The sequence below is a fragment of the Flavobacterium flavigenum genome, from assembly GCF_027111255.2.
GTDB classification, from domain to species: domain Bacteria; phylum Bacteroidota; class Bacteroidia; order Flavobacteriales; family Flavobacteriaceae; genus Flavobacterium; species Flavobacterium flavigenum.
The window spans coordinates 1,540,848-1,559,514 of the sequence record NZ_CP114285.2 but is presented as its reverse complement, the minus strand read 5'-3'; the positions used below and the strand labels follow the sequence as shown (position 1 = coordinate 1,559,514).

15 protein-coding genes and 2 tRNA genes are annotated in these 18,667 nt (G+C 32.1%); 14 read left to right on the top strand and 3 right to left on the bottom strand.

The window, feature by feature from the left end; genetic code table 11:
• Positions 1–39: 39 nt before the first annotated feature.
• The 3 genes from OZP09_RS05870 to OZP09_RS05860 form a co-directional block, all read right to left on the bottom strand.
• Positions 40–492: a MarR family winged helix-turn-helix transcriptional regulator gene (locus OZP09_RS05870; RefSeq protein ID WP_269236983.1), complete on the bottom strand. Its 453-nt coding sequence runs from the start codon at positions 490–492 to the stop codon at positions 40–42.
• A gap of 225 nt (positions 493–717) precedes the next feature.
• Positions 718–1,746: a helix-turn-helix transcriptional regulator gene (locus OZP09_RS05865; RefSeq protein ID WP_269236982.1), complete on the bottom strand. Its 1,029-nt coding sequence runs from the start codon at positions 1,744–1,746 to the stop codon at positions 718–720.
• 112 nt (positions 1,747–1,858) lie between these two features.
• Entirely contained in the window at positions 1,859–2,473 is a 615-nt protein-coding gene (locus tag OZP09_RS05860; protein WP_269236981.1) for an HD domain-containing protein, read from the bottom strand.
• 203 nt (positions 2,474–2,676) lie between these two features.
• Here OZP09_RS05860 and OZP09_RS05855 point away from each other — a divergent pair.
• From OZP09_RS05855 to OZP09_RS05790, 14 genes are all read left to right on the top strand, one after another.
• Positions 2,677–2,793: transfer RNA gene (locus OZP09_RS05855), tRNA-OTHER, on the top strand.
• Between the two features lie 181 nt (positions 2,794–2,974).
• Positions 2,975–3,099 (top strand) — tRNA-OTHER (locus OZP09_RS05850).
• 241 nt (positions 3,100–3,340) lie between these two features.
• On the top strand, positions 3,341–5,581 hold the full coding sequence (locus tag OZP09_RS05845) for a hypothetical protein (protein ID WP_269236980.1): 2,241 nt from the start codon (positions 3,341–3,343) through the stop codon (positions 5,579–5,581).
• 84 nt (positions 5,582–5,665) lie between these two features.
• Complete coding sequence (locus OZP09_RS05840; protein ID WP_269236979.1) at positions 5,666–6,289, top strand: AbiV family abortive infection protein; 624 nt, start codon at positions 5,666–5,668, stop codon at positions 6,287–6,289.
• Positions 6,290–6,376: 87 nt separating this feature from the next.
• Positions 6,377–7,396: an RNA ligase gene (locus OZP09_RS05835; protein WP_269236978.1), complete on the top strand. Its 1,020-nt coding sequence runs from the start codon at positions 6,377–6,379 to the stop codon at positions 7,394–7,396.
• Between the two features lie 204 nt (positions 7,397–7,600).
• Positions 7,601–8,878, top strand: a complete 1,278-nt coding sequence (locus tag OZP09_RS05830) for a class I SAM-dependent methyltransferase (RefSeq protein ID WP_281310450.1) — start codon at positions 7,601–7,603, stop codon at positions 8,876–8,878.
• Between the two features lie 3 nt (positions 8,879–8,881).
• The gene (locus tag OZP09_RS05825) at positions 8,882–10,066 is read left to right on the top strand and encodes a DNA ligase-like domain-containing protein (RefSeq protein WP_269236975.1); all 1,185 of its coding nucleotides are present in this window, start codon (positions 8,882–8,884) and stop codon (positions 10,064–10,066) included.
• 10 nt (positions 10,067–10,076) lie between these two features.
• Positions 10,077–10,976 carry a phosphatase domain-containing protein gene (locus tag OZP09_RS05820; RefSeq protein ID WP_281310449.1) on the top strand — a complete coding sequence of 300 codons (900 nt, stop codon included), beginning with the start codon at positions 10,077–10,079 and terminating at the stop codon, positions 10,974–10,976.
• Positions 10,977–11,395: 419 nt separating this feature from the next.
• Positions 11,396–12,193 carry a TatD family hydrolase gene (locus tag OZP09_RS05815; RefSeq protein WP_269236972.1) on the top strand — a complete coding sequence of 266 codons (798 nt, stop codon included), beginning with the start codon at positions 11,396–11,398 and terminating at the stop codon, positions 12,191–12,193.
• 245 nt (positions 12,194–12,438) lie between these two features.
• Complete coding sequence (locus OZP09_RS05810) at positions 12,439–13,185, top strand: nucleotidyltransferase domain-containing protein (protein WP_269236971.1); 747 nt, start codon at positions 12,439–12,441, stop codon at positions 13,183–13,185.
• Positions 13,186–13,189: 4 nt separating this feature from the next.
• Entirely contained in the window at positions 13,190–15,061 is a 1,872-nt protein-coding gene (locus OZP09_RS05805; protein WP_269236970.1) for a hypothetical protein, read from the top strand.
• Positions 15,061–16,791: a hypothetical protein gene (locus OZP09_RS05800; protein ID WP_269236969.1), complete on the top strand. Its 1,731-nt coding sequence runs from the start codon at positions 15,061–15,063 to the stop codon at positions 16,789–16,791. Before OZP09_RS05805 ends, OZP09_RS05800 begins: the two co-directional genes overlap by 1 nt.
• A complete protein-coding gene (locus tag OZP09_RS05795) occupies positions 16,788–17,885 on the top strand; it encodes a nucleotidyltransferase domain-containing protein (RefSeq protein ID WP_269236968.1) in 1,098 nt (365 codons plus the stop codon). The genes OZP09_RS05800 and OZP09_RS05795 overlap by 4 nt, the downstream gene beginning before the upstream one ends.
• Before the next feature lie 30 nt (positions 17,886–17,915).
• Positions 17,916–18,545, top strand: coding sequence for a putative polyvalent protein kinase domain-containing protein (locus OZP09_RS05790; protein WP_269236967.1), 630 nt, complete (start codon positions 17,916–17,918; stop codon positions 18,543–18,545).
• The last annotated feature ends 122 nt before the right edge of the window (positions 18,546–18,667 follow it).

The following is an 18,667-nucleotide window of genomic DNA, read 5'->3' as shown; positions in this document are numbered from 1 at the left end:
TAATTTGTTATTTGTTTTTAAGAGCAAATGAATCCTTAATTATTCGTTTGCTGTGTTTTCTGTAAATATATTTTTGTCCTGAATTAATTCGTTGATGATTTCCGAAACTTCGATAAAATGTTTCATCTTTTCATCTGAAACATGTTTTCTAACCGTTTCATTAAACTTCAGAACTGTATTTTTAGATAATTCTCTTTTTTCTTTTCCAAATTCAGTCAGGTAGATTAATACACCTCTTCCGTCACTTGGGTTCTTTTTGCGAACAATTAAACCTTTGTCTTCCATAGATTTTAAAGTCCTGGTCAGGCTTGTGGCTTCCATTCCCATCCTCGGACCTAAAGCGGTCGACGGAGTTCCATCTTCTTTGTCCATACTTAACAAAGCAAATCCGGTTGCCATTGTAGCATCGTATTTTGCAGCCTCTTCATTATACATTCTGGATACAGCCTGCCATGTTGCTCTTAAAATATAATCTATCGTTTTATCTTTCATAAATAACTATATCGATTTCAAATATAATGAAAAAATACTATGCATGCATATTATTTTTTCATAAATTTTAGGTTAATTAGTAAATACTTTTGAATTTTCGGGGTTTAAGGGATTTTTTTAATTGAAATATACTATTCTTTTTTTTAGTATTAATGAGTTTACGATCGGAATAATTATTGTTATAATAAAATGAAACATTTAATTTATTTTTTGAGAAATCCCGTTTTATTCAGTTGAGATTTGTTCATCATATCTGTCAAGCGCTTTTTGAAGTATTCCTTTCATTCGTTTTCTGAAACCTTCGGGCCTAAGAATTTCAATTCCGCAGCCAAATCCCAATAATAAACGTTCCATTTCGTAATTCGGAATAACAAAAAGATGCACAATAATACTTTTATCCTCATTTTCCTGAATCAGCCTTTGGGTTTCATGTAACGGTTTGGTCAGAACATAGGGTGCATTTTCAGCATCAATCCAAAGTTCGATCCGTCTGGGCTGTAAACCTGAATTGACAGTAACGCCAATTACATTTTTATAATATAATTCGGCATCAAAATCTTCTTCTAAATAGGGAAGATTAAAGTCATAATCAATCGACATAATTCTGTCTAGCGCCAGATTCGTAATGGGCTGTGATTTTTTCTTCTTTCCAACCAAAAACCAGCGGTTATTAAATTCCTTCAAAATGAAAGGATGAAAGTGAAATTTGGTTTCGTCTCTTGACTTAAAAGATTTGTACGTAACGATCAAAACCATTTTCTTAATAATCGCCTGATAAATCTCGTCCAGATAATGCAATCCTTTCAGATTCTCGTTTTTATCCAGATAAATCACAGGTTTGGTATGCGACTTTTCAGCATAGATTTTATCCTCCAGTCGCTGCAAAATATCCGAAACATCATTAAACAAAGAGAAATCCTTAAACTGCTTCAGCATCGAAACCGTTTCAGTCAGGACATTCATATCGGTTTCGGTCAGCGGAATATCGGTTATCGAAAAATCTTCCTCTTCATATTTATAATACTTTTTATCATACACCACAATGGGTGCATTATAACCCAGCTTTTCGCTGCGCATCATCTGAATATCCATCTGAATTGTTCGTTTGCTGATCGGAATTTGTCTTCCTTCATATTCTTCCAAAGCCTGAGAACAGCATTCGATCAAGTCTTCTAAAGTCCATTGCCTGTATTTATTCTGCAGACATTTGTCGATGGTTTTGTACCGAATTAAGGCGTTTTTGTTTTGTGACATATGATGATTATTTGGGCGTGTCCCTCAGTGAAAAACTTCGGGTCGGGCTTTCGGCTTTATCTTTTCCTCCGTTTCACTTCACAAAAGGATACCGCCTCTATCCCTCACGCATTTACGTTAATAGAGAAATCTCTTTTTCAATATTGGCTCTGGCTTTTTCCTCATATAAACCTCTGAATTCTTCGGTTTGAAAAATGAATCCATTTTCCAGAAAATGTTTTAATGCTTTTGCACGTCCGGGTTTATACATAAAATCAGGGTAAATTTTATATTCCTTTCTGATTTGGTTACAATAGATTTTATAATCGTCCCAGTCTTTGGCAAGGATTTTCAAATCAAAATCAATTAGCCAGTTAATATCCTCGATTGAATTGTGCGAATGAAATTGTGTTGCATAAATAGCGTCAAAAATTAGATTTTTATCTAAAGAATTATTTTCAGCCAAAACTTTTAGCGCCAATTCCGCACTTTTTAATTCATTATCTTTCCTTGAAGCTTTATAAATATAGTCGTGATAGAAAATGCTAAACAGGATTTCATCCGGATTTTTAATATAGCTTTTATACAAATCAAATAATTCAATCATTTCTTTTAAATGATTTAGATTATGATAATGTCTTGATTTACCCGAATATGCTTTTTCTAAATCAAACCATAAAATATTGATTTCTTTATAATTAAATCCGATTTTACCGAGGATCAGTGAGTATCTTTCTTGGAGATTCATAAGTGAAGTTTACTCAAAAATAAAAATTAAATTTTACTGCGCAAAATAATTGCGTAGTAGTTTAGAAATCTTTGTTCAGGAAATAAAAACAACGTTTATAGAAATAAAAATTGAGTTCTAAATAGGTCAAGTCTGAGTTACTTCGAAAACACTTTCTAATGTACACACTTACACCATTACCTTTTATACTCATATTACAAATTGGGGCAGTAGCTCAGTGGTTAGAGCAGGTAATTTTGAAATTACCTTGAGAGGTCAATCAGAATTTACTTATTACACTTTTAATGTCCGGGTCGCGGGTTCGAATCCCGCCTGCTCCACAATTAGAATAAATTTTTTACTGCGCAAAATAATTGCGCAGTGGTTTTAAAATCTTTGTTCAGGAAATAAAAAAAATACGTTCATAAATATAAATTGACTAAAGCAGGTCAAGTTTAAGTTACTTCAATAAAACACCAACCGATTTACACTTAATCTATTATCTCTTTATTCGATTATTCTGAAGCAGTAGCTCAAACGGATAGAGCACAGGTCATATTAGTTTCGAAATTATCTTATTGGAGGTCAATCTAAACTTACTTCAATCAGGGTTCCTGGGGTTATGGGTTCGAATCCCATCTGCTTTACTAGTAATGGTCAATTAAAACTTACTTCTAGAAATTGGTTTTTCTGGTTCGAGTCCAGCAAGTTTTAAAATCATCATTAATAAAAAAATGAGGGTCAAGATTAACTTACTTCTCGGGGAAACCCATCAGGTAAATTAGTTGGTCAATTACACTCAAATTTCAGGTCAAGTGTTTCTTACTTCAAAACTCTTTTAGGTAGAACTCAGAAACACCATTATCTAAATTTTAAAAATTAAAAAAAATGAAAACACAAGAATTATTAAAAATCAGTTTACGTCAAAATGCCATTTTCATTCCTTCAGAAATGATGGCGAATGAGGCTAAAAATATATCTGGAACAACTTCGGTTTTAGTAGCCAATGTTTCAAAACTCGGATTCACATTTTCTGAACCGCTTTTGCATGCTTTGAATAAGGTAAATCCAAAATATAAAATTGAAGTTTTAGAAGTTCTAAGAGAAGTTTTAGGAACGGATAAAAACTGGACGCCATTGGTAAAAGAATGGAATGTGCCAACAGGTGAATCTGTTTTAGATCATATTTTGACATTTTTCGGAAACACTTTTCGAATGACTGGCGGAACAACTTTGCAATGTGGACATATAATTCCAGATAATACTTTTCCATTAGAAAGATACAATGGTTGTCCGTTTTGCGGAACTCCGTTTGAATTTGGTAAATTGGAAAAAATCGGTCAGGGAAGCAAATTAAAAGTCCTTGAATTATGGAATGAAAAAGAGTTGCAAGACTTCTATATTTCATTATTACAATCAAAAACAGCTTTAGACGCGACTCAGGTTGATAGTTTAAAAATCGTTTTGAAATATTTGCCATTGCCAAAAACAGATGTTGCAATGAAGGAAACTTTGATGCTGGTAATCGATCTTTTGATTGAAAACGATCAGGTCGAAAATGCGTCTCACTATTTTAAATCGCCTACAGATATCTTAAGATATTTGTGGTTTAAAAACACAGGAATGCTTCAGATTATTGAGCCAAAAACGATCATAAAAAGAACGTCCAAAAATGCATATCATTTTCATAATATTTTAGATATAAGTGTTCAAACAAGACTTTCATCTGCAAATGATTTAAAACTTAAATATTCCCGAAAAGAATGTTTAATGGTTGCAAATTGGTTAAATAATATGGAGTTGGATGTCGAAGCAATGTGCGAAATTATGCATCCAAAAAGAGGAATGTGGGTTCGTTTTATCCGTGCATTGCGTTTGGCAGAATACAGCAAAAGAAAAGGATTTGAGAAATTGAATTTTTTAATGGATGTATTTTACAACCAGGTGTATGATGTTTGGCAGAGCAAAGTGAATTCGTCAAGATTGAAATTTGATGCCGATAAAACATTTGGATTATTGAAGCAGCGTCCAGGATTATTTGCCCGTTCGTTATTTTCGAATATGCTTTGGTTTGGAGCCGATGAAACCATCGCGCATTTCGAAGAAGTGGTGGATAAAGTTCCGGCAAGATTGGTGTTTACCTTAAATATGTATGCACAAAATTACTTTGATGTTAACATGCAAAGAAGTGTGAAACCTTTAGGCGGAACAAACAAACGTGTGGGATCAAACCAATTGTTGAATTTGTACTATGATGCGCAGTTGGAAACAATGAAAAATCAAATCGAAGACTTGACTATTTTGGCCATGAAAAAACGATTTGCGTCGGTTTCAAACCCAAACAAAACGATCTATATCGATTCCCAGTTGTACAATATGCCAGTTTCAATTGGTGATAGAAGCGATACAGTTCAGGATTTGCCGGTTGCTTTAATGGGAACACGTTTCCCAATCGAAGGAAATGAAGTGCGATTGTTTATGCAATGGGGTAAAGATCTTCCAGCACAGCATCTGGATATGGATTTGAGCTGTCATATCGCATACGAAACTCGTTCAGATATTTGTTCTTTCAGCAGATTGACAACTACAGGTTGTCAGCATAGTGGTGATATCAGAAGTATTCCGAATAAAATTGGAACGGCTGAATATATCAACATCAACATCGACGAATTGGCGAAAGCCAAAGCAAAATTTGTGACTTTTACCTGCAATGCGTACAGCAACGGAAGTATCACGCCAAATTTGGTTGTAGGTTGGATGAACAGTAAATATCCGATGAAAATTTCGGAACGAACTGGTGTTGCGTACGATCCGTCGTGTGTAGATCATCAGGTTCGTGTGACGCAGAATGTTGCCAAAGGTTTGGTTTTTGGAGTGTTGGATGTAGCCAAACGAGAAATTGTTTGGTTAGAGATGACTTTCGGAGGTCAGGTTGTACAAGGTTTGGATTTCAAAGGAGTTCAGGCGTTATTGGCAAAATTGAACAGTAAATTAAACATCGGTAGATTGTTGCAATTAAAAGCGGAAGCCCAAGGCTTGACAATAATCGAAGATGAAAATGCTGATGAAGTGTACAACGCGCAATGGGCAATGAGCGCTGCAGCGGTGACACAATTGTTAATTGATTAATTTTAAAGCCACGGATTCTTAAATGGGTTCGTGGTTTTTTAGCTAATTTTCTAATCTAAACTTATCTTGTTCAAAACTAAACTTATGAGACTTAATAAAGAAAAATATTTTCTAGCAATTGAAAAAGCTTTAAATAATGCTGAAGAACTAATTGAAGAAGCTGAAATTTTAGCAAAATATAATAAGAATGCTCGAGCTTATACACTTTTTCAATTTTGTATTGAAGAAGTAGGAAAAGCATTTTTAACATTTCAATTTGTTTTAAAAGGGAATATAGAAGATGTCGAAGAAACCAAAAAGTTTTTCAAAAATTTCACTAGTCATACAATTAAAACTGAAACATCTCAGGGCATTGATTTTATGTTTGCTTTACAAATTGAAAAAAGTTCTTATTCAAAAAAGTTATTGGAAGAATTTATATATGAAAGAATTGATGTAAATATTTCAAATAATTATAAAAATTATAGTTTATATAGTTCATTCAAAGACGGTGAATTTTATCAACCATCCGAAATAATAACTAAAGAGATGTTAAATAAAATTTCTAAACACGCAAAATTCAGGTTACAAATTGGAGGGCCATTTATTAGACTTGGGGTCAAAAATTATGATATTCTTTTTGAAACTCGAGACAATCTTTGTGAAGAAGAAGCTTCCGCTGAAGCACAAAAAAAGATAGAAGAACTTCTAAAATTTAAAATAGAATAAAGTTTGATATAGAGTAAAATTAAATAATCCATTACGCAAAATAATTGCGCAGTAGTTTTTGAATCTTTGCTTCAAAGATTAGAACACATGAATACAGTACTTTTAAACGAAATGATTTCAAAAAACTATGTCAGAGTAAACAAACACCCTGAACATGATTTGTATATTTATAATTATACTCAAAATGCGCAATTCGAGAGAATTTGGAATGAAGTTACGTTGAGCTGTCGCGGTCTTATTTTAGATCAGGACAGAAATGTTGTAGCAAGACCTTTTCCTAAGTTTTTTAATTTGGATGAAATTGAAAATCAAATTCTGCCAAAAACAACTTTTGAAGTCTACGATAAAATGGACGGTTCACTTGGAATTTTGTATTTCATAAATGATGTGCCTTTTATGGCAAGCCGAGGTTCATTCGCCAGCGAACAATCCGATAGAGCAAATGAAATGCTTCATGGGAAATACAAAGAAACCTGGTCGTTTTTAGATAAATCAAAAACATATTTGTTCGAAATTATTTATCCTGAAAACCGAATCGTTTTAGATTACGGAGCAAATGAGGAATTGGTTTTACTGGCCATTATTGATACTCAAACCGGAGAAGAATTTCCGCTTGAAAACATTGGTTTTCCTGTGGTTGAAAAATACGACGGAATAAACGATATTTCACTTTTAAAAGAGTTGAATATTGCCAACAAAGAAGGTTTCATTATTAAATATGCCAATAACTTTCGGATAAAAATCAAGTTTGAAGAATACCTTCGTTTACACCGTATTATCACTCAGGTTTCGAATGTGAATATCTGGGAATATCTGAAAGCAAACGAGTCTTTTGAAGAAATCCTGGAACGCGTTCCTGATGAATTTTTTAATTGGGTAAAACAAACCAAACTCGATTTAGAAGCCAAATATCAAACGATAGAAAATCAATGTAAATTAGATTTCAAGGTTTTAGAATCCAGAAAAGAAACCGCTTTGTATTTTCAGACTTGTAAACATCCAAATGTATTGTTTTGGATGCTGGACGGAAAAGATTATTCAGAGACAATCTGGAAAATGATTCGGCCAACATTTCAAAAACCGTTTAACAGAGAAGAAGAATTGTAACGCGGATGGAACAGATTCGCTATCGCGAAAACGCATATTTACGCAGATTTAATTATAAAAAAAAGAAATCCGTTTTTTTTCGCGTCTTCGCGATAGCGAATCCGTAAAATCAGCGTTTAAATATACGTAAACATAAAAAAAACAAAACTGCGCAAAATAATTGCGCAGTTCCAAAACTATATTTGTCAAAGCAAAATAAAAGCCATGATTATAAAATTGAAATCAGAGAATAAATACTTTTTAGATATTCTGTACAAAAATCCAAATACGGATCAGGGATTATATTTGAAAGAATTAAAAAACGGAATTGTAATTGGAAACGTAATTTCTGAAAACGAATATCACTGTATTTTCCTTGACGGCAAAAAAAGTTATCTGCCGGAAGAAGGAAATCAAATCGATTTTCAAAGTTACTGCAGTCCGTTATTGGCCTTAAATATGATGACGGAGTTTTTTAATCATTTGTATAAAGAGAACGAAGTTTTGAACGAAACGGTAATTTCCTGGTTAGAAAAAAGCTATAATGATGTTGATACTGAAAAATGTACGATCGAAGTTCCCACTTTTTTTATCGATTCAAACTGGTATAAAAACGAAAAATATCTTTTGTCAAAATATATCGATGGTATTTCTTTGAAGCATAAAATCGGAAATAATTTCGAATTAAAGATAGTAGGTGCAACGGTAAGAGAAGCAATTCAGAAATTTTCGCTAGTGGCTTTGTTTAGTCATTTTACCAACAGATATGCTGTTTACACCTTTATAGATGATTATTTTATCCAGAAGCATATTACAATGTTTACCAATCTTACGGGCATTCCGTACTTCGTATTTTATCTTTTTATAAAAAGAATCATGCGTTCGCCGGTGCAGTTTGAGAAATTTAAACCGCAGTTAGAAGCGTATTTTAATAGCGAAGTTCAGTTTGTTTTTACCGATACACATCAATCCAGAAAAGAATTTATCTGCAAAGAAATCAATTTTGAAGAAGCTGTTTTGGATTTTGGATGCGGTGAATTGCAGTATTACAAATTATTGCAAAAGAGAGGATTTGAACAGGAATATTTGGCTTATGATGAGGTTGATTTCAAACACATTGCAGAAAAAATTCAGGCAACAGAAAGAGCTGATAATTTGCAATGGATTGAAAGTTTGGAAGAACTTAAAGATTTTGAAGGACAGATTATTTTAAGCGAAGTAATAGAACACAATTCATTAGAAGAAGCAAAAGCGTTACTAATCTGGATCCGTGATAATACAAATTTCACAAGATTATTTGTCACAACGCCAGACAAAGATTTTAATGTAAATTACGAATTGACAGAAGAATTTAGACATGATGATCATGATTTTGAATTATCAAATAGTGAGTTCAGAAATTTGATTGATGAAATTTTTCCAAATCAAAAAACATTTCACGGAGTAGGCGATTGTGTAAAAGGAGTTTATCCAACGAGTGCCGTAATCATTCAAAAAAAGTAAAAAATGTTAGACTATAAAGTAAGAAACAGAATAGAATGGTTTTGCAAAAATAAGATCAATGATTTTTCACCAACCATATCTCCGGCTCCAAAAAGTAAAGCCAAAAACGAAATCGAAAGTATCGAAGAAGCTATAAATTATTACATGAAAAATGGTGTGGCAGAATTTGTAGTTCAAAAGAAATACATGGGTTCGTACTGCACGATTTATTTGAAAAGAAATCTTGAAGAAACCTATTTTGTTTCGAGAAATGGTTTCAAAATGGATCATATCGATGTAGAAAAAGCAATAAATAGTTTAGAAGAACTGCATGCTAAAATGCTTTTAACGTTTCCCAATTTCGAAACTATTTTAATCGCTTCAGAATTATTGCCATGGAAAGTTTTGGGAGCGGGATTAATAGACAAAGAGTTTACTGGTTATTATGATGCTTTGCAAACGCATAATGATTATTTGAAGACGTCAGGATTGCTTGAAAAATTAGCGAGTGTAAAAGAAGATACTTTGTTTACAGAATATCTTTCAGACAAAAAGAAGTTGAGCAGAAAAGAATTCAGCAGTAAACATAAAACCCATATTGTACGTCAGTATGAAGCTTTGAGTACGGTTAAAATTCCAGATTTAGGCAAGCAGCAAGAATCTTTACAAGTATTTAAAAATCAGATTGAAACTTTTGGAAACGAAGGCGAAATACACTTTAAACCTTTTACGATTTTAAAAGTAGTTGGAGTTTCTGGTGAGGAATCGATTCCGAACAGCAATTTGACTTACGGATTGGTAAATGATGATTCTTTTTTGCATTTGGAAATTACGGATTTGAACAAAGAAGAAAAGCTTGCAGAAATCTATTCTTTCTTCGAAAAATTGACAGAAGCCAACGAAGAAGGCATTATGATTAAACCAGTTCAGAATTACATTAAAAATGTACCTCCTTGTTTTAAAGTCAGAAACAATAATTATTTGACGATGATTTACGGAGTTAATTTTCATCAGGATTTTGACCATTATTTAGACAAGAGAAACATAAAAAAGAAACTGGAACAATCGATAAACGGCTGGGAAATCAACCAAAAAATGCTTCAGATTCCGTACAAAGATTTAGAAGAAGAAAATTATTTGATGCGTTTATTGCTTTTGAAAAGAATCAATAACGAAGAAATAGAAAAAACATTAGATCCAAGATTATAAAAATTGCGAAATGAAAAAGACACCAACATTAACGATATTAGTAGGTTGCCCGGCATCTGGAAAAAGTACGTTTGCCGAATGGAAAGTGCGTACTGAGGCTAAAACAATGCGAATAAGTCGTGACGAAATCCGTTTTTCGCAATTTCAGGAAGTGATGGATAATTCGGTCGAAAGTATGATTTCGAAGATCATCAATGTTCAGATTAAAACCCTGCTTTCAAATGGCTGGAATGTGCTTTTGGATACTTGTAATGTAAAGCTGGATTACATCAAACAGCCCATCGCTGAATTTTCGGAAATGGCAAATATTGAGTTTAAAGTTTTTGATTTACCACTAGAAGAACTTTTTAGCCGAAATGAAAAAAGAGACCGAAAAGTGCCTAAAAAAGTGATTGAAAACATGTTTTATCAATTGCAGAAAACCAAAGAGAATTTTGATTTTAAACCCATTAAAAAAGTGAATAAAAACTTAGAATACTGTAATCAAAACCCCGATTTGCCAAAAGCAATTATCTGTGACCTGGATGGAACACTGGCTTTAATGAACGGACGAAATCCGTTTGATGCCAGCAAATGTGATGAAGACGAAATCAACAATCCGGTAGCCAATGTGTTACGGAACTACAAGAAGCTTGGATACGAAATACTATTGGTTTCCGGAAGAGAAGACCGATACAAAGAACCAACATTGCGATTTCTTCAAACGCACGAAATTGAATACGACGATTTAATCATGCGTAAAACCAAAGACAGCCGAAAAGATTCGATCATTAAAACAGAAATTTATAACGAGTCTATAAAAGATAAATACTTTGTAGAATTTGTGTTGGACGATAGAAATCAGGTGGTTGATACATGGCGAAATGACCTGAAACTACCTTGCTTCCAGGTTTATTATGGAGATTTCTAGAGATTAGTACTCAATGTTCAGATTTCAGATTTCCGTCAGTTGGCGATGTAGATGCACACGGCAGTGCCTCTTACGCAAAGATTATCCTCATTTTTTGTCATTTCGACGTGAGGAGAAATCACACTAGTAGCTCCACAAAGAGAGTCCAATCTTTGTAGAATCCCGCGTGTGATTTCTCGTTCCTCGAAATGACAAACTTTACGCAAATTTGTCTCTCGCAGATTTAACAGATTGAAACAGATTTTAATCATTTTTAATCCTATAATCTGTGGCAAAAAACTTTGCGACTCTGCCAGATTAATAAAATAATAACCAACACAAAAAAAAAAAACTTTGTGCCTTAGTGGCAAAAAAATAATAAACGTTCCAAAGAGGAAGCTTACAAGCTTAGTCTCCCAGAACCTTAGAACCTTAAAAAAATGAATTACATAGACATAGGTATCAACCTAACCAACAAACAATTCCAAAACGATACAGACGATATCGTACAAGACGCCATAGATGCCGACGTAACAAAAATGATTCTAACAGGAACAAGCGTACGCAACTCCGAAGAATCAGCAAAGATTGCGAAACAATATCCGGGCGTGTTGTATGCTACGGCAGGAATTCACCCGCATGATGCGAAAAGTTTTGACAATCAAAGTATTGCAAAGCTGAAAAAATTATTAGAACAAAAACAAGTCGTTTCAGTAGGCGAGTGCGGACTCGATTTTGACCGTGATTTTTCGCCCCGAAACAAGCAGGAAGAATGTTACAAAGCCCATTTAGAACTGGCGATCGAAATTCAGAAACCTTTGTTTTTGCATGAGAGAGCGGCTTTTAATTCTTTTATGAATATCACAAAAGAGTATCTGCCAAAACTTCCCAAAGCCGTGGTACATTGTTTTACGGGAACTTTGCAAGAAGCCAAAACTTATCTCGATAACGGATTTTATCTTGGTTTTACCGGAGCGATTTCAGACAGCAAACGTTTCGCACATTTAAAAGAAGTCATTCAGTACGTACCGCTCGACAAAATGATGATTGAAACCGATGCACCGTTTATGCTTCCGAAAAATGTTCCGAACAGTCTTTTGAAGAAATACCACGAACGAAGATGCGAGCCTGCTTTTCTGCCCTATATTGCTGGAACAATTGCACAGTTTAAAGGAATTACTTTGGATAAAGTAGCAGAGGAAACGACGAGGAATGCTAAAAGCTTTTTTGGGATTTAGTTTTTAAGGATGAGAAGCTATTGTTTTGTCATTTCGAACGAAGAGAGAAATCACACTAGAAGCTCCACAACGAATGTATCCAATCTTTGTAGAATCCCGCGTGTGATTTCTCGTTCCTCGAAATGACAAAAATTACGATTAAACAAAAAAGGTAACGCCTTTGTAGAAAAAAAGATGTTAGCCTCTAAATCAGGTGTAACTACTTAGTTTAAAACATTTCTGTTTACTTACATTTGAAACCAGCCATGAAACAAAAAATACTCCAAAAATTAAAAGAAATCGAGAAACAGAAAGACGTAGAAATACTCTTTGCTGTTGAATCAGGAAGCCGTGCCTGGGGATTTGCCTCTCCGGACAGCGACTACGATATCCGTTTTATATACAAACACAAACCCGATTATTATTTATCGCTTTGGGAAAAACCCGATGTAATCGAATTCATGACCGAAGACGATCTTGACGGTTCCGGCTGGGATTTACGGAAAGCCGTAAAATTAGCAGCAAAATCTAACGCACCTTTGTTAGAATGGTTGTTTTCGCCTGTAGTGTATTTTGAGAATGAAGTTTTTGCCAGACAAATGCGTGAGCTAGCCGTAGAATGTTTTTCGCCAATAGCGGTTTTACACCATTATTTGGGAACAACAAAAAACTTTATGGAAGTCTGCGAAATGGAAGAAGTAAAACTAAAAAGTTATTTCTACGCCCTCCGCACCGCATTGGCCGGAAAATGGATTATAGAAAAGAATACTTTTCCGCCCGTAGCTTTTGCCGAAATTTCGCCAATTTCACCCAAAAACATACAGGAAAAAATACTGGAATTACAACAAATAAAAGCCAGCCAAAACGAAACCTACTTGCACCCAAAAGAAACTTTAATAACTGATTTTTTACTGGAAACTGTTCAATTTAATCAGGAAAATGCAAGTAAGTTGGGAAGCGGGAAGAAGTTGAATGAGGAGTTGGATTTGTTTTTTAGGGACATGATAAAATAGAATTATGAAACAACTAAAACAGTTAGAGAATCTATTCGTGTACATTTTTCAAACTAGAGAAACTTTAATTGATTCTCTTGAGCTAAAAAAGTATTCTGAATTAGAAAAAAAAGGGATTATTAAAAAACTCTCAGATGGTAATTTTGAAGTGAATTTATATTTGCCAGAAATATATGGTTATTTTAAAGAAATGGTTGTTAATAAACTACAGAGTTCCTTAACTAACAACATTGAAGAATCTTTTAAAACTATTCACGAACTTGAAGAACTTATAAAAAAAGAATATAATTATGGTAATATAATAAATGCTTATACTAAAATATTTGATGCGTTTAGAGTTAATTATTTATTAGAATTAGATATTAAGGGAATTGATATTATATCATATAAAAATGAACTGGAACAGAAATTTAATGTAATTTATGAGCTAAGAAACTTTCAAAAAATATTTTATATTTTTCTTGTTTTAAAAGATATAAGTATTGAGGAAATTAGTGAATTTTTAGAGTCAAATAGTGAAGTAAATAGTAGACATTATTTAAATGATTATCTGAATTCGATTATCGATAAAAAAGAGGACTTTTCAATTTGTTTGATTCAGTTTCTATTAAATAAATTTGAAAATGAAATACCTCATTATTTAATAGTTTTAATTAGTAAAATAATCAATAAAGGAAAAATTGAATATCTAGAAAAACTTAAAGAGAGATTAACAAACTCCACAAAAGAAGCGTTATGGGCTTTTTCATTATTGGATATAAATTCAGAAATAATCTATAATGAATTATTTGGAATATTAATAAATGATAATAGTACAGAATATTTATACCACAAAACTAGAATTATTGAAAATTTAATAAATTCTCCGTTTAATACTTCAATTGATTTTGAAAAACTTTCTAGTAAATTATTTGAGTATTTTGAAAATCCCAATGATGATGAAATAAACAGCTATTTCAATACAATTACATATGGTTATGAAAAGTTTGAAGACTTAAAATACGAACTTTTGCATGGCTACCTAAACCGTACAAAGAACATACATGTTATAAGTTCTTTTTTCTATAATTTTAAAGAGCCAAAATACTTATTTCACTTAATTGGAGTTATTTATAATAATGGTTGGCATAGAAGCTCTATAAGTCTTTTCGAAGAACCATTATCACATTTTTGGTCAACTTCAAGAGAAAAAACAGAAGAATTTATATTGTCATTGATATCTACCAAACAAAGAACAGGATTATTACCTATTGAAATAATAATGAGTGGTAGAGAGAATCCAATGCAAATTGATTTATTAAAACTTGAAACTGAAGAAGACCAAATTTTAGCAATCGAAATGATTTGCAATTTCCCTCATTCTTTTGATAAACTTATTCCGATATTAATTAACTTAATAGATTCTAGATTTCCCAAAGTAATTGAAAAACTTCAAATGCAGTTAAGTACCCTAGTTTATGAATGTTATAACGAAATATTAATTGAATGGCTGGAAAACTTAATCCCTAAATCAAGAAAAAAAGCATCTTTCTTGAAACCTGTAAAACAATCACTTAAATTGTATGAAGAGATTAAAAAGTTAAAGTACAAGACTAACGACTTAAATCCTTATTACAATGAAAAATCATTTATGGATTTGTATTATAGCTTAGAAAACGAAAATAGAGCTAAAATGATGGAAAGTGCAAGGAATAGTCCTTCGGGACTTTCAAGTTTATTTAAAAGCACTTCAATTATCAGGGGTAACAGTTGGAAATTTGAACATGAAAATAATGTGATGCGATTAGGCAAAGTTGAATCTCAAATGTATATAGATACTAGAATATATAAAAATCCAGAATTATACGAATATCAACTTGAAAGATTTAATAAATAATGAATATTAAGCCAACAATAATAAAAGACTATTTAGAATCTTTAAAGGAAGATAATGAATTAGATGTGATTTTTACAATTCTTCTTCAAACTTTGGAATATGAAATTCTCTCTACTCCGAAAGAATACAAAGGATTTTCACAATATGGAAAAGATATTGTTGCTGTAAAAAATGATCCAGTAGATGGAATAAAGAAACGTTTTTATTTTGAATTAAAAGCGGGAAATATTGACAGTGAAAAATGGAACAAACCTGATAATGGGGTTCGTGACACACTAAGAATGACTGTTGATGCTGATTTTAAAACAACTTACAAAGATTTTGATAAGCTACCAATTAAAGTTGTATTGGTATTCAACGGTATGGTAAGTGAAAAAATAAGGACATCACTAAATGGATTTTCTCAAAAAGAATTTATTGAAAAAGGAATTGAATTTGAAGAATGGAATATTTATAAAATATCTGATTTACTCTCAAATGAAATTTTTAGTAGATATTTATTAATTAATGATGAAAATATAAGACTTTTTAATAGAGTTTTAGTGAATTTGAATGTAGGAGAAAATGTTTCAAATGATTTTGATTCTTTATTAAATAATCTTTTATTTAAAAATTCATTTTCTAAAACTAAAGGTAAATTAAGTCGATCGCAAAAACTTATATTTCAATCTGTTAATTTGGTAGCCTATATAATTTATACAGAATCAAAAAACTACAATAACTTATCAATAGCAAAAAAATATCTTACCCATTTAATATTAAAGTATTGGTTTTGGATATTAAAAAACAAATTAGAAACTATTAAAGAGGTTATAAATTTATTTAATCAGTTTTATTTATTCTATAATTCTACTATTGAAGAATACTTAGAAAGAAATTTAAATTTATTAGAGTTGAAAGATGGTTTACATTATGAAAATGGCGGTAGATATGAGCAAATAGGATATACTGTTAGAAGTTATGATTTTAATGTTACTTTAAATTATTTTATTAACTCATTAAAAGATAAAATTCAAAAAGATCAATATAAAAGTTATATTTTTAGAATTAATAACACCTTACAAAATATTAATGTTCTATCTAGGCCATTAATAGATATTCACTCAATTCCAATAATTGATAATATTAATTTATTAATATATTTTGGGGATATTGAATCCGCAAAGCAATATCTTTTGAACATATTAGGTTATTTAAAGTTTCTTAAAAAGAATTATAATAAATTTCCCGATGCATCTAATAACATTGAAAGTGTAATAAAATATACAGTTACAAGTGTAAAACCAGTCTATTATATAGATTCAATTTCTCCGTTGCTGGCTGTATTATTAGAATATATTGCAATTTTAGATTTAGATCAAACATATTATGAAACAAGAAAATTTGTAATTGAAAGTGATATTACTTTAGGATTATTTGTACCACATCATAGCATAAATTCAATTTCAAAACACCTTATTGAAAATACTGAAAATGATTTAGAAGAACAATTATTCTCAATATCAGTTAATGATGGGTATCAAATTGAAACAAGTATGTTTTCAGAATTTAATAAGGAATTATCATTTGAAGATTTCAAGAATAAACTTCTAAAAAGAAAAGATGAATTTCAATATGAATACAGGACTGATAAATATGGTTTTTCTTCTTTAAGAACAATTGCACATTATTATTTTAAAACACCTTATTTTCCCGATTATTGGCGTAATCATATAAATAAATTAAAATGACCATCCAAAACCTAAAATCCCAAAACCTAATCCTTTTCGAAGTAATTTCAGGAAGCAGATCTTTTGGTTTAAATACACCAACATCAGATACCGATATAAAAGGCGTTTATTATCTTCCGAAAGACAAATTCTTTGGTTTAGATTATATTCCGCAGATTGCAAATGAGACGAATGATGAGGTTTATTATGAAATTGGTCGTTTTGTAGAATTACTGCTTAAAAACAATCCTAATATATTGGAGATTCTGGCTTCGCCGGAAGATTGTATTTTGTACAAACATCCGTTAATGGAAAACCTGAGAATAGAAGATTTTCTATCAAAACTCTGTAAAGATTCTTTTGCGGGTTATGCCGTTACGCAGATCAAAAAGGCGAGAGGTTTAAACAAGAAAATCGTAAATCCGCTGCCAAAGGAAAAGAAAAGCCTTTTGAATTTTTGTTATGTATTGCCTGCAGGGGCAGGGACAAGTCGCGACTTGTCCGTACTTGTCCGCGCAGGGAGCAATTCTGTTCAAAATTGGTTAATAGCGAATTCCTGTCATGCGTCGCAGATTGGATTTTCAAAAATGCCGCATATAAAGGATATGTTTGCCATGTTTTATGACGAAAATAAAGCCTTAGGCTACAAAGGCATTATTCAGAAAGAAAACTCTAATGAAGTGTCGGTTTCGTCGATTCCTAAAAACGAAAAATCGATCGGTTATTTATCCTGCAATCAGGACGGATACTCAAAATACTGTAAAGAATACACTGAGTACTGGAACTGGATTGAAAAACGCAATCAAGAACGTTACAACACCAATCAGCAGCACGGAAAAAATTACGACAGCAAAAACATGATGCACACGATTAGGTTGTTGCAAACGGCTGAGCAAATTCTTTCAACCGGAAAATTAAATATCAGAGTTTCAAACCGTGAAGAGTTATTAGACATAAAAGCAGGAAACAGAGAATACGATGATTTACTCGAAATGGCAGATAATTTAATTGCTTCAATCGAAAATCATTATAAAATTTCGACTTTGCCTGAGAAACCTAATGAAGAAAAAGCGATTCAGGCTTTGATTAAAATTCGTGAAGAATTATATCAGTAAATAATCCTTATCTTTGAACTTTAAATTTTCATGAAACATGAACTACAAAATATCATTTCAGGAAAGAGCCAAGTTAGGTATGGAGATGCTATCCAAGCGATCTCCTGTTACCTTAGAAGAAGCAAGAGCGCAGGTTGCGAAGCTAAAGATAGCAAGCAAATCAAAAGAGAAGAAGCAGAGATCATAAAGCAATTTTGCAACCAAAATAATTTTTGGAATGCAAATATCGATATCAATTCTTTTGTTTCCAGTGGTGCTGAACAAAAGGTGTATCTTCATCAGGACGAGTTTAAGGTTTTTAAACTCAATGATTCTATTTATTATTTATCGTGGGAAGATTATTTCAATAACTTATTGTTGAATAATTTCTTTTTTCCAGATACAGCTTATCAATTAGTTGGGTTCTATGAATCGGAAGAAGTTCTTTATGCCGTTGTTGAGCAGGATTTTATAAAATTTGATGAATTAACAGAATTAGAAATTGTCAAAAAGTTTCTAAATGAAAACGGCTTTGTAAATACAAGAAATAATGATTATTTTAATCCGGATCTGGGAATAATTCTCGAAGATTTGCATGATGAAAATGTATTGACGTTTGAAAAGAACTTGTATTTTATCGATACGGTTTTCTACATTACTGAGCAGTTTTACAAACCGTGAACATCTTTCAGATAATGAATTCACTCCCAATAAAAACCCAAACCCCACAGACACCAATTTGCGGGGTATTTTTTTACGATGAATTTTTAATTTTATCCGGTACTACGCTGAGGTGATTTTTT

Coding starts and splice junctions, on each gene's coding strand:
- OZP09_RS05870 (WP_269236983.1), bottom strand. CDS start 492: ATGAAAGATAAAACGATAGATTATATTTTAAGAGCAACATGGCAGGCT.
- OZP09_RS05865 (WP_269236982.1), bottom strand. CDS start 1,746: ATGTCACAAAACAAAAACGCCTTAATTCGGTACAAAACCATCGACAAA.
- OZP09_RS05860 (WP_269236981.1), bottom strand. CDS start 2,473: ATGAATCTCCAAGAAAGATACTCACTGATCCTCGGTAAAATCGGATTT.
- OZP09_RS05845 (WP_269236980.1), top strand. CDS start 3,341: ATGAAAACACAAGAATTATTAAAAATCAGTTTACGTCAAAATGCCATT.
- OZP09_RS05840 (WP_269236979.1), top strand. CDS start 5,666: ATGAGACTTAATAAAGAAAAATATTTTCTAGCAATTGAAAAAGCTTTA.
- OZP09_RS05835 (WP_269236978.1), top strand. CDS start 6,377: ATGAATACAGTACTTTTAAACGAAATGATTTCAAAAAACTATGTCAGA.
- OZP09_RS05830 (WP_281310450.1), top strand. CDS start 7,601: ATGATTATAAAATTGAAATCAGAGAATAAATACTTTTTAGATATTCTG.
- OZP09_RS05825 (WP_269236975.1), top strand. CDS start 8,882: ATGTTAGACTATAAAGTAAGAAACAGAATAGAATGGTTTTGCAAAAAT.
- OZP09_RS05820 (WP_281310449.1), top strand. CDS start 10,077: ATGAAAAAGACACCAACATTAACGATATTAGTAGGTTGCCCGGCATCT.
- OZP09_RS05815 (WP_269236972.1), top strand. CDS start 11,396: ATGAATTACATAGACATAGGTATCAACCTAACCAACAAACAATTCCAA.
- OZP09_RS05810 (WP_269236971.1), top strand. CDS start 12,439: ATGAAACAAAAAATACTCCAAAAATTAAAAGAAATCGAGAAACAGAAA.
- OZP09_RS05805 (WP_269236970.1), top strand. CDS start 13,190: ATGAAACAACTAAAACAGTTAGAGAATCTATTCGTGTACATTTTTCAA.
- OZP09_RS05800 (WP_269236969.1), top strand. CDS start 15,061: ATGAATATTAAGCCAACAATAATAAAAGACTATTTAGAATCTTTAAAG.
- OZP09_RS05795 (WP_269236968.1), top strand. CDS start 16,788: ATGACCATCCAAAACCTAAAATCCCAAAACCTAATCCTTTTCGAAGTA.
- OZP09_RS05790 (WP_269236967.1), top strand. CDS start 17,916: ATGAAACATGAACTACAAAATATCATTTCAGGAAAGAGCCAAGTTAGG.